The organism is Pseudomonas sp. WS 5079 (genome assembly GCF_012985465.1).
GTDB lineage: Bacteria > Pseudomonadota > Gammaproteobacteria > Pseudomonadales > Pseudomonadaceae > Aquipseudomonas.
In genome coordinates, this window is sequence record NZ_JAAQWN010000003.1 from 116,951 (window position 1) to 132,482 (window position 15,532).

The 15,532-nt window shown below is 62.7% G+C and carries 14 protein-coding genes; 2 read left to right on the forward strand and 12 right to left on the reverse strand.

Annotated elements, in window-relative coordinates; all coding sequences use genetic code 11:
• Positions 1-137: 137 nt before the first annotated feature.
• The 8 genes from HBO05_RS09310 to HBO05_RS09345 form a co-directional block, all read right to left on the reverse strand.
• Positions 138-1,490: an LLM class flavin-dependent oxidoreductase gene (locus tag HBO05_RS09310; RefSeq protein ID WP_170042330.1), complete on the reverse strand. Its 1,353-nt coding sequence runs from the start codon at positions 1,488-1,490 to the stop codon at positions 138-140.
• Positions 1,490-2,683: an SfnB family sulfur acquisition oxidoreductase gene (locus HBO05_RS09315; RefSeq protein WP_169953909.1), complete on the reverse strand. Its 1,194-nt coding sequence runs from the start codon at positions 2,681-2,683 to the stop codon at positions 1,490-1,492. Before HBO05_RS09315 ends, HBO05_RS09310 begins: the two co-directional genes overlap by 1 nt.
• A 23-nt stretch (positions 2,684-2,706) precedes the next feature.
• Positions 2,707-3,948, reverse strand: coding sequence for an SfnB family sulfur acquisition oxidoreductase (locus tag HBO05_RS09320; RefSeq protein ID WP_172312436.1), 1,242 nt, complete (start codon positions 3,946-3,948; stop codon positions 2,707-2,709).
• Between the two features lie 185 nt (positions 3,949-4,133).
• On the reverse strand, positions 4,134-4,910 hold the full coding sequence (locus HBO05_RS09325) for a hypothetical protein (protein ID WP_172312438.1): 777 nt from the start codon (positions 4,908-4,910) through the stop codon (positions 4,134-4,136).
• A gap of 304 nt (positions 4,911-5,214) precedes the next feature.
• Positions 5,215-5,961: an L-cystine ABC transporter ATP-binding protein TcyN gene (gene tcyN, locus HBO05_RS09330; protein WP_169953906.1), complete on the reverse strand. Its 747-nt coding sequence runs from the start codon at positions 5,959-5,961 to the stop codon at positions 5,215-5,217.
• Positions 5,962-5,964: 3 nt separating this feature from the next.
• Positions 5,965-6,630: a cystine ABC transporter permease gene (gene tcyL, locus HBO05_RS09335; protein WP_169953905.1), complete on the reverse strand. Its 666-nt coding sequence runs from the start codon at positions 6,628-6,630 to the stop codon at positions 5,965-5,967.
• A complete protein-coding gene (tcyJ, locus tag HBO05_RS09340; RefSeq protein WP_169953904.1) occupies positions 6,630-7,424 on the reverse strand; it encodes a cystine ABC transporter substrate-binding protein in 795 nt (264 codons plus the stop codon). The genes tcyL and tcyJ overlap by 1 nt, the downstream gene beginning before the upstream one ends.
• 177 nt (positions 7,425-7,601) lie before the next feature.
• Positions 7,602-8,594, reverse strand: a complete 993-nt coding sequence (locus tag HBO05_RS09345; RefSeq protein WP_172312440.1) for a D-cysteine desulfhydrase — start codon at positions 8,592-8,594, stop codon at positions 7,602-7,604.
• A gap of 167 nt (positions 8,595-8,761) precedes the next feature.
• Between HBO05_RS09345 and epsC the strand changes: the two genes are divergently transcribed.
• Positions 8,762-9,688 (forward strand): serine O-acetyltransferase EpsC, encoded by a 927-nt coding sequence (gene epsC / locus HBO05_RS09350; RefSeq protein ID WP_170042334.1) that lies wholly within the window; start codon positions 8,762-8,764, stop codon positions 9,686-9,688.
• A gap of 392 nt (positions 9,689-10,080) precedes the next feature.
• The gene (betT, locus tag HBO05_RS09355; RefSeq protein ID WP_170042557.1) at positions 10,081-12,042 is read left to right on the forward strand and encodes a choline transporter BetT; all 1,962 of its coding nucleotides are present in this window, start codon (positions 10,081-10,083) and stop codon (positions 12,040-12,042) included.
• 39 nt (positions 12,043-12,081) lie between these two features.
• Here betT and tauD read toward each other — a convergent pair whose 3' ends face one another.
• The 4 genes from tauD to tauA are packed head-to-tail and all read right to left on the reverse strand — an operon-like array spanning position 12,082 to position 15,528.
• On the reverse strand, positions 12,082-12,918 hold the full coding sequence (gene tauD, locus HBO05_RS09360) for a taurine dioxygenase (protein ID WP_172312442.1): 837 nt from the start codon (positions 12,916-12,918) through the stop codon (positions 12,082-12,084).
• 12 nt (positions 12,919-12,930) lie between these two features.
• Positions 12,931-13,758, reverse strand: a complete 828-nt coding sequence (gene tauC / locus HBO05_RS09365; protein ID WP_172312444.1) for a taurine ABC transporter permease TauC — start codon at positions 13,756-13,758, stop codon at positions 12,931-12,933.
• Positions 13,755-14,534 (reverse strand): taurine ABC transporter ATP-binding subunit, encoded by a 780-nt coding sequence (gene tauB, locus HBO05_RS09370; RefSeq protein ID WP_170058173.1) that lies wholly within the window; start codon positions 14,532-14,534, stop codon positions 13,755-13,757. The genes tauC and tauB overlap by 4 nt, the downstream gene beginning before the upstream one ends.
• Positions 14,535-14,550: 16 nt before the next feature.
• On the reverse strand, positions 14,551-15,528 hold the full coding sequence (tauA, locus tag HBO05_RS09375; RefSeq protein WP_170042337.1) for a taurine ABC transporter substrate-binding protein: 978 nt from the start codon (positions 15,526-15,528) through the stop codon (positions 14,551-14,553).
• Positions 15,529-15,532: the final 4 nt, after the last annotated feature.

Here is a 15,532-nt window from a genome sequence, read left to right on the forward strand (position 1 = left end):
TTCCAGTCATAAGGTGTGGGGAAAAACAACGAAGATCTAATGTGGGAGCTGGCTTGCCTGCGATAACGGTGTGTCAGTGCCAACTGCATCAACTGGCACACCGTTATCGCAGGCAAGCCAGCTCCCACATTTTTGGTTTAGTGGCGGTAGTGAGAGCCGGTGTGTTGTTCGGGTAAGCGAGCATCGCGGTGGAACACTTTCTCGCGCAGCGTCCCGCTCTCATAAGCGGTCTTGTACGACCCCCGTTTTTGCAACTCCGGAATCACCAACTCGATGAAGTCCACATAGCTCTCCGGCGTAACAATGCGCGTCAGGTTGAAGCCATCCAGGCCGGTCTCGCTGATCCAGGATTCCAGCTCATCAGCCACCTGCGCGGGGGAGCCCACCAGGGTGATATAGCGCCCGCCCAACGCGTGTTGCTCCAACAACTTGCGACGGGTCCAGTCGTTGTTCTGCAAGGCTTTGGTGGCCGATTGGATCGCGTTGCTCTTCACGTACTGGATCGGTTCATCCAGCTCGTATTGCGAGAAGTCGATGGCGGTGGAGGCGCTGAAATGCGCCACCCCGGCCTCGGCGCTGGCGTAGCTCAGGTACTCGGCATGCTTGGCCCAGGCCAGTGCCTCGGTGGCGCCGACAATCACGTTGAGGCCCATGAACACCTTGATATCGTCCGGGTTGCGCCCGGCCTCGACCGCGCTGGCGCGCACCTTGTCCACTTGCACCTTGGTCGCGGCCTTGTTCTGCCCGCTGATGAACACGCACTCGGCATGGCGCCCGGCGAACAGCAGGCCGCGCTCCGAACTGCCGGCCTGGAACAGCACTGGCGTGCGCTGCGGCGACGGCTCGCACAGGTGATAACCCTCCACCTGGTAGAACTCGCCATGGTGCTCGACCTTGTGCACCTTGCCCGGTTGGGCATAGATCCGTTGTTGCGGGTCGTTGAGTACCGCGTCGTCTTCCCAACTGCCTTCCCACAGCTTGTACAGCACCTCCAGGTACTCGTCGGCCTGGTCGTAGCGCCGGTCATGTTCGACCTGCTCGGTGAGGCCCATGGCCTTGGCGGCGCTGTCCAGATAGCCGGTGACGATGTTCCAGCCCACCCGGCCACGGCTCAGGTGATCGAGGGTGGACATGCGCCGGGCGAACAGATAGGGCGGCTCGTAAGTCAGGTTGGCGGTCAGGCCGAAGCCGAGGTTTTTCGTCACCGCAGCCATGGCCGAGACCAGCAGCAGCGGGTCGTTGACCGGCAGCTGGATCGACTCCTTGAGCGGCACATCGACCGAGCCTTGATAGACGTCGTACACGCCAACGATGTCGGCGATAAACAAGCCGTCGAATAGCCCGCGCTCCAGCAGTTGCGCCAGTTCGGTCCAGTATTCGACGCTCTTGTACTGGGTCGAGGTATCCCGTGGATGCGTCCACAGGCCATGGTTGATATGCCCGATGCAGTTCATGTTGAAGGCATTGAGCAGGATCTTTTTCTTCGCCATCAGATGGTCCCCCGCAGCGGCGGGTTTTCATCGTTGAGGTAATAATTGCCGACTGCGTGGTACTTCCAGCGCACCGGGTCGTGCAGGGTGTGCACCCGGGCGTTGCGCCAGTGGCGGTCCAGGCCATGTTCGGCGAGGGTTGCCTGGCTGCCGGCGAGTTCAAACAGGGTGCTGCCGGCGGCCAGGGAAATCTCGGTGCTCAGGGCGCGTGCTTCGGCCACGGCGATCGATGCCGCAGCGACGGTGTGTGCGGTGCTGTCGGCCTGGGCGCGGTCGAGGAATTCGCCGGAGCGCTCCAGCAGGGCTTCGGTGGCGTGCAGGCGGACGCTCAGGTGGCCGAAGCTTTTCAGGGTCAGCGGGTCTTCGCTGGCCTTGTCATTGCCCGAGTCGATCCATGGGCGGGTCTTGGTGCGCACAAAATGCAGGGCGTCTTCAAAGGCCGCGCGGGCGATGCCGGTGTCGATGGCCGCGTGAAGGATCTGCGCCAGCGGGCCTACTGTGGTCGGGCGCTCGAAGGCGCTCTGGAACGGGATCACGTCTTCGGCGGCGACCCACACATTGTCGAACACCACCGAGCCGCTGCCGGTGGTGCGCTGGCCAAAGCCGCTCCAGTCGTCGATCACCGTCAGGCCCTGGCTGTCATGCGGCACGAAGGCCAGTTGCTGCACGCCGAGCTCATCCACCACCGAGGTGGGAATGCGCTGGGCGTAGATCGCGCCGGTGGCGTAGAACTTGCGGCCGCTGATGCGAAATCCGTCGCCCTCGCGCACAAGTTTCGTCACCCGGTCATGGGCGGTCTTGGTGCCCAGTTCCGCCAGGGCATTGCCAAAGCGCTGGCCGGCCAGCACCTCGGCGTACAGGCGTTGTTGCTGCGCCGGGCTGCCATTTACGCGCAGCACTTCCAGGGCATAGAAATGGTTTTGCGGGATCTGCCCCAACGAGGCATCGGCCTGGGCGATCAGGGCAATGACCTTGGCCAGGGTGACGTTGGATACGCCAGCGCCGCCGTATGCCTTGGGTACGCTGATGCCCCACAGGCCGGAGCGGGAAAAGGCTTCCAGCTCGGCGTGTGGCAGGCGGCGTTCGCGGTCGCGCAGGGCGCTGTCGCGGCGAAAGTCTTCGGCCAGGTCGCTGGCGACAATCAGGGCTTGCTCGTCGCTGGTGATGACCGCGACGGGATGGGAAAGCGTCATGTTTTTCTCCAGATGTCTGGTCGTCAGATCCAGGAATGCCGGGCCGGCAATGTTCCGTTGAGGTGCCAGGCGCCCACCGCGTGATATTTCCAGCGCACCGGGTCGTGCAAGGTGTGCACCCGTGCATTGCGCCAGTGGCGGTCGAGGTTGAATTCGGCGAGGGTGGCGCGGCTGCCGGCCAGTTCGAAAAGCTTCTCGCTGACCAGCAGCGAGACTTCGGTGGTCAGCACCTTGGCTTGTGCCACGGCAATCGAGGCCCGGGCGGCGGAGTGTTCGGTGATGGGCGCGGCGCTGACCTGGTCCAGCACCTGGCCGGCCTTGCGCAGCAGGGCTTCGGCGGCATGCAGTTCGATTTTCAGCTTGCCGATGTCGGCAATCACATAGAGGTCGTCACTGGCCCGCTCGACCTTGGCGTCGATCCACGGCCGCGAGCGTTCGCGGACAAAACTGATGGTGTCGTCGAGGGCGCCACGGGCGATGCCGGCGTCGATGGCGGCCTGGATCAATTGCGAGACTGCGCCCTGGATGCCTGGGGTCTGCCCCAGGCGCCAGGTCGGCACCACCAGGTCGGCATCTACCGGCACGTTATTCAGCAGCACGGTGCCGCTGGCGGTGGTGCGTTGGCCAAAGCCCGACCAGTCATCGACGATGCGCAATCCCGGGGTGCCACGCCGTACAAAAGCCATGACCTGGCGGCCTTCGTCGTCCAGGGCCTTGACCGCGACCCAATGGGCAAACAGTGCGCCGGTGGAGTAGAACTTCTGGCCGTTGATGACAAAGCCGTCACCCTCGGCGCTGATCCGGGCCTTCAAATCCAGGGTATTTTTAGTGCCGCGTTCCGGCCCGCCGTTGCCGATGCGCCAGCCGTCGAGGACGCTTTGGAACAGCTGCTTTTTCTGTTCCTGGCTGGCGGCGCCTTGCAGCACGTGGAGGATGCCGAAGTGGTTCTGCGGGATCTGCCCCAGGGCCGGGTCGACGGCGCTGATAATCGCGAACACTTCGGCCAGGGTCACAAACGACACTTGTGGGCCACCGTATTCGCGGGGGATGGAAATGCTGCCCAGGCCGCTGCGGGTGAACTGTTCGATTTCGGCCCAAGGCAGTTTGCGCTGGCGGTCACGCAGGCCGGCTTGCAAGCGGGCGGCCTGGGCAAGCTCGTGAGCGGCGGCGAGGGCTTCACTGTCGTTGCGCAGCACCTTGGCGGGCAGTAGCAGCGGGGCGATATCCAGATCGCTCTGGAGGGGCGATTGCGCCAAGTTAGACATCGGTGCGCCCCTGCGTGGCTACACGTAATGCCCTGGCGTTGTGCACCGGGGTAATTTTGACCATACCTACCTCACATCCGTGGAAAAGCTAAAAAATCAGGAATGTCCGGTGGTCCGGTGCATATACCCTAAGCGTGTTTATTTTTTAAATAAACTAACTTTTAGGAATATGTATAGAAGGTCTGTCACCCCGGCTCGCACGGTGAGCCAGGACGCCGTGGCTGGTACACCGACAAGGCCTCGGCCGGGCCTGGGGCTTTGGCCTGGGCGATGCTCACGATGCGCCCGGGCGCCCAGCGCGAGTTGTTGCCCACGCGGTCGATCACGCAGTAGGTGACCTCCTGGCGCGCGTCGTCCCCCGCTTCGAGGATCAGCGTCGAAGGCACCCAAACCTGCACGGGCCGCCCCACCCCGGTGGGGTGGATGGGGGGCAGGTCCAGGCGCGCATCGCCCCAGCGCAGGGTGATTGCATCTCCGGCGGCCATGTTCAGGTAGGGCTCGATGGTCAATGGCACGCCCCGGCGGATCTGGCTGGGGTTGACGCCATGGCGGCGGATGGTTTCAGGCAGGCCCACAGGGGCCAGGTTCTGGATTTCTGCGCCACACAGCACCGATGGAGGGCCGCCCGGGCAGGCGGTCTTGACCTGCACCCGGGTAATCATCGAGCGCGCCGGGCCGCGCCCCACTTGCATGACCCGGTAGTGAATCCGTGCGGCACCATTTTGCACAAAGCTTTCCGGTACCCGCAGGCTGCTGGGCTGGCCGATATCGGCGGCGCTCACGCGCTTGGAGGCGGCAAAGCAGTTGTTCCAGAACAGCTCGATCAAGTCGCCCTTGCCCATGTCCGGGTAGGGGGCGATATCGACCTGCAAATAGGTGGCGGCCTGCGCGTTGATACCTTGTTTGAGAGCCTGGGGCACTGTCGGCGCGGCGAGCATGGCCAGGGGGGGAATGTGCTTCATAAATAATCTCCTTGATGCAGCCAGCAGCGATCGTTCCGAACCTCAGGCATGGGGTTCGAAAGGAACGTTTTTTTGAAAAGCCAGGATAGGATCCAATCCAGTGGGCCCTAGATAAGAGGGTTGGCCAGGGGGCGTCAATGGAGGCAAAAGGCTAAACGGCGGGTTGGGGATTATTCAGAAGGGTCTTACTGATGGCTGCTATTAAAGGGGGCGTTGATAGGCGCTTTGCCCAATGATTACGGGGACTTTTCCGAAAGGGAGGATACATGTGAGAGCCGGCAAGCCGGCTCCTACAAGGGCAGGGTCAGTGGGTGAGGAATTTGCTGAGGAACTGCCGGGTGCGTTCTTCTTTGGGGTTGGCAAACAACGCCTTGGCGTCGCCTTGCTCGACGATGACGCCCTTGTCGAAAAAGACCACGCGGTTGGCCACGTCCCGGGCAAAACTCATTTCGTGGGTGACGATGACCATGGTGCGGTTCTCTTCGGCAAGGCTGCGGATGGTCGCCAGTACTTCGCCCACCAGCTCCGGGTCGAGGGCCGAGGTCGGCTCATCGAACAGGATCACTTCCGGCTCCATCGCCAAGGCCCGGGCAATGGCCACCCGTTGCTGCTGGCCACCGGACAGGCGCCGGGGGTAAGCATCTTCCTTGCCTGCCAGGCCGACCTTGGCCAGCAGGGCCCGCCCGAGACGGTCGGCGGCATCGCGCGGCATCTTCTTGACCACCAGGGGGCCTTCGATGACGTTTTCCAGGGCGGTGCGATGGGGGAACAGGTTGAAGTTCTGGAACACAAAGCCCACATGCTGGCGCAGGCGCCGCACCAGGGCCTGTTGCTGGTTGAGCGGACGGCTGCCGTCGATCTCGATGTCGCCGACCTTGATCCGGCCGCTGGTGGGTTCTTCGAGGAAGTTCAGGCAGCGCAGGAAGGTGGTCTTGCCGGAGCCGCTGGGGCCAATGATGGCGACAACTTCGCCTTCCTTGACCTCCAGGTCGATCCCATTGAGCACCACCTGACCCTTGAATTGTTTGGTCAGTTTTTCAACCACGATCATGCTTCAAGACTCCAGGTCATGCCGGTTGACCCGGTCTTCCAGGCGGTTCTGAAAATGCGCCAGGATGCTTGCCAGGACCCAGTAGACCAGGGCCGCAGACAGGTACATGGTGAAAATTTCGAAGGTGCGCGCCGATACCAATTGGGCCTGGCGGAACAGCTCGGGCACCTGGATGGTGGCGGCCAGCGCCGTGTCCTTGACCAGCGAAATAAAACTATTGCCCAAGGGCGGCAGGGCCGTGCGCATCGCCTGCGGCAAGATGGCCCGGCGCAGGGTCTGCGCGCGGGTCATGCCGATACTGGCGGCAGCTTCCCACTGGCCACGCTCGATGGAGCCGATGGCCGCGCGCAGGATTTCACAGGCGTAGGCGGCCATGTTCAGCGAGAAGCCGATCATCGCCGCCGGGATCGGGTCCAGCTCGATACCCACTTGCGGCAAGCCGTAGTAGATCAAAAACAGCTGCACCAGCAACGGCGTGCCGCGAAAGAACGAGACATAGACCCTGGCCGTCCAGCTCAACAGCTTGAAGCGCGACAGGCGCATCAAGGCCAGGCCGAAGCCCAGCAGCAAGCCGAAAAACATCCCGCCGAGGCTGAGGATCACCGTGTAATACGCGCCCTTGAGCAAAAAGGGCGCGGAGTCGAGCGCGAGTTGGAAACCTGCTTCCATTATTGAGTGACGTCAGCGTTGAAGTATTTCTCGGACAGCTTCTTCAAAGTGCCGTCGGCGCGCAGTTTATCGAGAGCTTGGTTGACCGCCTCAAGCAGCTCAGGCTCGCCTTTGCGCAGGGCAATCCCTGATTCCTGGCGGGAGAAGGCGTCACCGGCAGCGGCAGTGTCCTTGGCTTTTTTCGCATATTCCAGGGCCGCCAGGCGGTCGATCAGAATCGCGTCGATACGGCCGATGCGCAGGTCCTGGAACTTGGTCGGGTCGTCGTTATAGGTCTTGATGATGGCTTTGGGTTGGTTGTCCTTGAGCCATTGTTCGTAGTTGGTGCCAAGGCCCACCCCGACTTTCTTGCCGGCCAGGTCGTCGGCGGTCTTGATGGTGTCGACGTTTTTCGCCAGGGTCAGCGCCTGGATCCCGGAGACGGTGTAGGGCTTGGAGAAATCGTATTTTTTCTTGCGCTCTTCGGAGATCGTCACCTGGTTGACCACCGCGTCGAGGCGCTTGGATTCCAGGGCCGCGAGGATGCCGTCCCACGGGGTGGCCTGCAGCTTGACCTTGACGCCCAGCTCCTTGGCCAGGGCTTCGGACAGCTCGACTTCAAAGCCGCTGAGCTTGCCGTCTTCATCGACGAAGCTGAACGGCGGGTAGGTGCCTTCCAGGCCGATCTTGATCTCGCCGGCCTTCTTGATATTGCCCAGCTGTTCGCCGGCAACCGCCTGGCCCAACAACCCGGCGCCAAGGGCCAGGCCCAAAGTGCCAACCAGCAACGTACGACGCAATACAGAAATAGTCATGACAAGCCCCTGTGCTTTTTATGGTGTGCGAAGCAGGTGACGCAGTGGTCGTATCCTGCCCTAAAAACGCGGTGTGTGGGAGCGCGACTATAGGGCGAGTTTTAAAGCGTTAAAAATAATATAAATTAAGTTTTATATTCCATTTTTGCATATCAGGTGCAGATTCAATGTGTCCAGTCAGAACACTGAATCATAGGCAAACAACGCCGGCGCCCCCCCGGTGTGCAGGAAGATGATCGGGCCTTCCCCGAACGCGTCGCGACCGATGCCATCGAGCAACCCGGCCATGGCCTTGCCGGTGTAGACCGGGTCCAGCAACAGGCCTTCCTGACTCGCCAGCAGCTTGATTGCCGCCAGGGTTCCGGCGTTGGGCTCGCCATAGCGCGGGGCGAAGTATTCGTCCCACAAAATCACTTTGAACGCGTCGGGTACCGCCACCCCCAGCAATTGCGCCGTGCGTTCGGCCAGGCCTTGGACCTTGGGCCGTTGCGCCTCGTCGGTGCGCGACACGGTGACGCCAATCACCGGCAAGTCCGGCAGCACTTCGCTCAACGCCAGGGCCAGGCCGCTGTGGGTGCCGGCGCTGCCGGAGGCCAGGACCACCGCCGCAAACTGCAGGCCGCTGTCCTGGATCTGCCCGGCCAATTCCAGCCCGGCCCGCACATAGCCCAGGGCACCCAGGGCGTTGGAGCCGCCGATTGGCACCAGATAGGGGGTCTTGCCGTTGCTGCGCAGGCGTTCGGCCAGGGCGTGGAGTTGCTCGTCGGCGTTGTCCAGGTTTTCGACCAGTTCGACCTTGGCGTCGAACAACTCGACCAACAAGCGGTTGCCGTTGCCCAGGTAGTTGGGGTCGTCGGTGCCCGTGGGGTTTTCCAGCAGGGCGACACAGCCCAGGCCCAGCTTGGCGGCGAGGGCTGCGGTCTGGCGCACATGGTTGGACTGGATCGCGCCGGCGGTGACCAGCGTATCGGCGCCCTGGGCCAAGGCATCGGCGGCGAGGTATTCGAGCTTGCGCAGTTTGTTGCCGCCCATGGCCAGCGGCGTGGTGTCGTCGCGCTTGACGTAGATATCACGGCCCAGCCAGGCCGACAGTCGTTCGAGTTTTTCCAGGGCGGTGGCGCCACCCAGTAGTTCCAGACGGTTAAAACGCTCGAGCTGTTGTTTGATCATGGTTACGCACGGGTAATAGAAGATGGGAGGGACTATAGGCAGGGCTTTTTGCGCGGGCAACCGCCAGTTGCTTATGCCAGAACGTTATGAGCATCGCACCATTGGTTATTAAGAGCGGCCCGGTTGCATACCGTAAAGTGATGGCCATTACCTCAGGAGGGATTACCGTGAGCGAGCGTTCCAGTCATTGGCAATTACAGACCATCGTCAGCCAGTTGCGCGGCGCCCGGGATCAGTGGCGTACGCGCAACGGCCGGGTCAGCGGCGAGCAGGGCGGTCGCGAGTTACCTTCCCGTGATGCGATGGCGCAGATTCTTGAAGCGCTGTGCGGCGCACTGTTCCCCATGCGCCTGGGGCCGGTGGATTTGCGCGAGGAGAGTGAGGATTTCTACGTCGGCCATACCCTCGATGTGGCGCTCAATGCCCTGCTCGCCCAGGCACGCCTGGAGTTGCGCTATGCCGCACGCCAGGGCGGCCGGGCCGATAATGAAGTCGATGCATTGGCCATTCGCCTGATCCAGGATTTTGCCCTGGCCTTGCCGGCGCTGCGCAGCCTGTTGGACACCGATGTGCTGGCGGCCTATCACGGCGACCCGGCCGCGCGCAGTGTGGATGAGGTGTTGCTGTGCTATCCGGGGATCCTCGCGGTGATCCACCATCGCCTGGCCCACCATTTGTATCGCGCCGGGCTGCCTTTGCTCGCGCGGATCAGCGCGGAAATCGCCCATTCGGCGACCGGCATCGATATTCACCCCGGCGCGCAGATCGGCCCGAGTTTCTTTATCGACCACGGCACGGGTGTGGTGATTGGCGAGACGGCGATCATTGGTGAGCGGGTGCGCATTTATCAAGCGGTGACCCTGGGCGCCAAGCGTTTCCCGGCGGATGAGGACGGGCAGTTGCAGAAGGGCCATCCACGGCACCCGATTGTCGAGGACGATGTGGTGATTTACGCCGGGGCGACGATCCTGGGGCGGATCACCATCGGCCAGGGCTCGACCATTGGCGGCAACGTGTGGCTGACGCGCAGCGTGCCGGCGGGGGCGAACATCACGCAGGCGAATTTGCAGCATGATGATGGGACGCAGAAGTAGTGACGACCTAATGTGGGAGCGGGCTTGCCCGCGATGGCGGTAGGCCAGTCAAATACCGCTAACCTGACACTCCGCTATCGCGGGCAAGCCCGCTCCCACAGGGGATAGCATTTCAATTTAGGTAAGCAATCGCTGAACGTTTTGCCTCTCCCGTCCGTCATACCCTTCCTTGAGCTAGTGTAGGAATTACCTACCACTCAGCCCTGCGATTAGTCCCAGACCGCCTATCCATGTTTAACTTGAACGTTCGTTCAAGTTAAACCGGTGGTTCGCTGCCCGCTCACAACAGGAGGCTTACCTTTGCTGAGTCCGTTTTATACAGCCACATCCCACACCCTCGAGGTGCACGGTTCATGAGTGCATCGTCTGTCCCTCCAAGCGGCCTGGTGCGCATGAATGCGCCGGTGTTTTACTTCGCCGCCAGCTTCATCCTGCTGTTTGGTGTCACCGTAATCGCGATCCCCGAACAGGCCGGCGCCTGGTTGCTGGCCGCGCAAAACTGGGCGGCCAATACGGTCGGCTGGTACTACATGCTGGCGATGACCCTGTATCTGGTCTTCGTGGTGGTCACCGCGTTGTCTGGCTACGGCAAGATCAAACTTGGTGCCGACCACGACGAGCCCGAATTCAGTTACCTGTCCTGGGCCGGCATGCTGTTTGCCGCCGGGATCAGCATCACGCTGTTTTTCTTCTGCGTCTCGGAACCCTTGACCCACCTGGTGCAACCGCCCCAGGGCGAGGCCTTGAACGCCGACGCGGCGCGCCAGGCCATGCAGGTGCTGTTCCTGCATTGGGGCCTGCATGGCTGGGGTGTATTTGCGTTTGTCGGCATGGCCCTGGCGTACTTCGCCTACCGGCATAACCTGCCGCTGGCCTTGCGTTCGGCGCTGTATCCGCTGATCGGCAAGCGCATCAATGGCCCCATCGGCTACGCGGTGGATGGCTTCGGCATTATCGCCACGGTGTTCGGCCTGGGGGCTGACATGGGCTTTGGCGTGCTGCACCTCAACTCGGGCCTGGACTACCTGTTCGGCATCGCCCACACCCAATGGATCCAGGTCGGCCTGATCACCCTGATGATGGGCGCGGCGATCCTGGTTGCGGTGGCCGGTGTCGACAAGGGCGTGCGGGTCATGTCCGACATCAACATGCTGCTGGCCTGTGCGCTGCTGCTGTTTGTGTTGTTCGCCGGGCCCACCCAGCATTTGCTCAACACCCTGATCCAGAACATCGGTGACTACCTTGGCGCGTTGCCGAGCAAGAGTTTTGATGTGTACGCCTACGACAAGCCCAGCGACTGGCTCGGCGGTTGGACGGTGTTCTACTGGGCCTGGTGGATCGCCTGGTCGCCGTTCGTGGGCCTGTTCATCGCACGGATCTCCCGTGGTCGCACCATCCGCGAGTTCGTCTTTGGCGTGCTGCTGATCCCGCTGGGGTTCACCCTGGCGTGGATGTCGATCTTCGGCAACAGCGCGATTGACCAGGTGCTCAACCACGGCATGGTTGCCCTGGGTCAGTCGGCCATCGACGACCCGTCGATGAGCCTGTACCTGCTGCTGGAAACCTACCCGTGGAGCAAGACCGTGATCGCCGTCACGGTGTTTATCAGCTTTGTGTTCTTTGTCACTTCGGCCGACTCCGGCACCGTGGTGCTGTCGACCCTGTCGTCCAAGGGCGGCAACGCCGATGAAGACGGGCCCAAGTGGCTGCGGGTGTTCTGGGGCGCGATGACGGCGCTGGTGACCAGCGCCTTGCTGTTTGCCGGTAGCATCGACTCGCTCAAGTCCGCGGTGGTGCTGACTTCGCTGCCGTTCTCGATGATCCTGCTGTTGATGATGTGGGGGCTGCACAAGGCGTTCTACCTCGAATCCCAGAAGCAGATCGCCCAACTGCACTCCCTGGCCCCGGTGTCGGCATCACGCAAGGGCCGTGGCGGCTGGCGCCAGCGCTTGAGCCAGGCGGTGCATTTCCCTTCACGGGACGAGGTCTACCGCTTCCTCGAAACCACGGTCCGCCCGGCGATTGAAGAAGTGACCGCCGTGTTTGTCGAGAAGGGCCTGAACGTGGTCACCCAGCCCGACCCGTCCAACGACAGCGTCAGCCTGGAAATCGGCCACGGCGAAGAGCATCCTTTTGTCTACCAGGTGCAGATGCGCGGCTACTTCACGCCGTCCTTTGCCCGTGGCGGCATGGGTTCCAAAGAGATGAACAACCGTCGCTACTACCGCGCCGAAGTGCACTTGAGCGAGGGCAGCCAGGACTACGACCTGGTGGGCTACACCAAGGAGCAGATCATCAACGACATCCTCGACCAGTACGAGCGGCACTTGCAGTTCTTGCATTTGGTCCGCTGAAACCTGTAGGAGCCGGCCTACCGGCTCCTACAGCGGGAGTCAGAAGGGGACGTCACCCAGAATCGTCGCCCGGTGCATCACTCGCCGCTGTGGGCGGTAGTCGTCCACGGCGTAGTGCTGGGTCACGCGGTTGTCCCAGAAGGCCACGTCGTTGGCTTGCCAGCGCCAGCGGATGGTGAATTCCGGCCGGGTGGCGTGGGCGAACAGCAGCTTGAGGATGACTTCGCTTTCGGCCGGCTCCAGTTCGTTGATCCGGGTGGTGAAGCCGTCGCTGACAAACAGCGATTTGCGCCCGCTGACCGGGTGGGTGCGGATCACCGGGTGGGACAGTGGCGGGTTCTTTCTGCGGGCCTCCTCCCAGCGGGCCAGGTCTTCGGCGGTGTTGCCGTAACGCTCCAGAGGGAACGAGCGGGTGAAGTCATGGGTTGCCGTCAGGCCGGTCAAAAAAGCCTTCATCGGTTCTGACAACGCATCAAAGGCCGCGATACCGCTGGCCCACAGTGTGTCACCGCCAAAGGCTGGCAGCAGCTTGGCGCTGAGTACTGCGCCCAGGGCCGGGGTGGGCAGGAAGGTTACGTCGGTGTGCCAGATGGCGTTGTCGCGCACGTCAGTGACGGCAGTGTCGAGCACCAGCACTTCTGGCTGCTCGGGCACATTGGGGTAGATCGGGTGAATGTGCAGGTCACCGAAATTCGCCGCGAAGCGCGCTTGCTGCTGCGGGGTGATCGGCTGGTCGCGAAAGAACAGCACCGAATGCTGGAGCAACGCCTGCTCGATGGCGTCGCGCTGTTCGAGGTTCAGCGGCTGGCTGATATCGACGCCACTGATCTGGGCGCCCAGGGCGGTGCTTAAAGGGGTAACGGTCAGGCGGCTCATGTTGTTCTCTTCTTAGTGTGCCTGGCCATGCCACGGCACCCATTTACGCTGCAGGGCGCGCAGGCCCATTTCCATGGCAAAGGCGATCAGCGCGATCACCAGGATGCCCAGCACCACCACATCGGTCACCAGAAACTGCGCCGCCGACTGCACCATGAACCCCAGGCCGCTGGTAGCTGCGATCAACTCGGCGGCCACCAGGGTCGACCAACCCACACCCAGGCCGATGCGCACACCGGTGAGGATGTCGGGCAGGGCGCTGGGCAGAATCACATGGCGAATCAACTGCGCCCGGGTGGCGCCCAAAGACTGTGCTGCGCGCAATTTGGCCGGGTCGACGGTGCGTACGCCGGTGGCGGTGGCGATGGCAATCGGGGCGAAGATCGCTAGATAGATCAGCAACACCTTGGACAGCTCGCCGATGCCGCACCAGATCACGATCAACGGCAGATAGGCCAGCGGCGGGATCGGCCGGTAGAACTCGATCAGCGGGTCGAGAATGCCGCGGGCGATGCGGTTGGCGCCGATGGCAATGCCGATCGGCACGGCGGTTAGCACCGCAAAGCCCAGGCCCAGGCCGATACGCCCAAGGCTGGCGCCCAGGTGTTGCCAGAGGGTGGAATCCATGTAGCCGCTGGTCGCCAGCAGCCAGCCTTTTTGCAGCACGGCAGACGGTGGCGGCAGGAACAGCGGCTCGATCAGCCCGCTGGCGGTCACGGCCCACCACAGCGCCAGCAGCGCAACCAGGGTCAGCAGGCTGATCCAGCGCGTGCTCAGGCTGCGGCGCAACGGCGGGGTGATTGGGTTGGCGGCGGTGGCCGGGATTTCATAGCTGCTCATGCGTACACCTGCCGTTGCGAGAACACTTTGCCCAGCACATGTTCGCGGGTTTCGATAAACCGTGGGTCGGACTTGATCGCGCGGGCCGGCTCGCCGGCCGCGTAACGCTGGCCGAAATCCAGGCTCAGGCGCTCGACGATTTGCCCGGGGTTGGGTGCCAGCAAAATGAGGTCAGTGGCGAGGAAGACCGCTTCTTCGATGTCGTGGGTGATCAGGAACACCGGCTTGGCCGTGCGCCGCCAGACTTGCAGCAGCAGCTCCTGCATCTGTTCGCGGGTGAACGCATCGAGGGCGCCGAAGGGTTCGTCCATCAGCAGCACCCGTGGGTCGGCCGCCAGGGCGCGGGCCAGGCCGACGCGTTGTTTCTGCCCGCCAGACAGCTGCCAGATGCGCCGGCTGTCAAAACCGGCCAGGTCCACCAGGGCGAGCATTTCCCGGGCGCGGACTTGCCGCTGGGCCTTGGGCACGCCGGCCAGCTCCAGGCCGAAGCCGACATTGGCCAGCACATCCTGCCAGGGCAGCAAGGCATCGTCCTGGAACACCACGCCGCGCTCGGCACTCGGGCCTTGGACGGGCACGCCGTCTAGGGTGATGCGCCCGGCGCTGGGTTCGACGAAGCCGGCAATCAGGTTCAACAGCGAAGTCTTGCCACTGCCGGAAGGGCCGAGGGCCACCAGCAATTGCTGGGGGCCAAGGGTCAGGGAAATGTCCGCCAGCACGGGCGTGGTCGCGCCTGGGTACTGTGCGCTGATGCGCTCCAGCTGTAGCAAGGCCATCGCGGTGAACTCCTGATCAGTTAGTGATGAACTTGGCGCTGACGTAAGGGGCGTAGTCCGCCAGCACGGCTTCGACCTTGCCTTGTTCCTTGAGGAACGCGGCGGTGTCGGTCACGGCCTTGGTGGTCGGGGCGCCGAGCAGGGTTACTTGATCAGCGGCCAGCGGGTAGACGTTGCCTTGCAGCAGCAGCGGAATGTCGCTGGCCTTGGCGCCGGAGAGCTTCACCAGTTTGTCGACATTGCCCTTGTCGGCCAGCCAGGCTTGTGGGTCTTTACGGTATTGGGCGTAAGCATCGAGGGTGACTTTGGCGAAGGCGCTGACAATTTCCGGGTGCTTCTCGGCAAAGTCCTTACGCACGATCCAGGCATCGAAGGTCGGCGCGCCGAACTTGGCCAGTTCGCCGGAGGTGATCAGCACTTTGCCGTTTTCCTTGGCTACGCCCAGGGCCGGGTCCCAGACATAAGTGGCATCGATATCGCCACGCTTCCAGGCGGCAATGATGGCGGGCGGGGCGAGGTTGAGTACGGTGACTTTCGATGGGTCGATGTTCCAATGCTTGAGCGCGGCCAGCAGGCTGTAGTGGCCGGTTGAGACAAACGGTACGGCGATTTTCTTGCCGATCAGGTCCTGCGGGCTGTTGATCCCGGAACCGTTGCGCGCCACCAGGGCTTCGGCGCCGCCGATCTGGGTGGCGACGAGGAAGGTCTGCACCGGCACTTTGCGGGTGATGGCCGCGGTCAGCGGGCTGGAACCGAGGTAGCCGATCTGCACATCGCCGGAAGCGATGGCGGCAATGATATCGGCGCCATTGTCGAATTTGCGCCAGTCGATAGTGGCGTTTGTGGCTTTTTCATAAGCACCGTCGGCCTGGGCGACTTTGGCCGGGTCAACGGTGGTCTGATAGGCGATGGTCACGTCGGCCGCCTGGGCAAGCAGGCTGGCGCCGGCCAGGGACAGGGCCGCCAGGAGGCGTAAAGGGAAAGGTCGTAGCATGGAA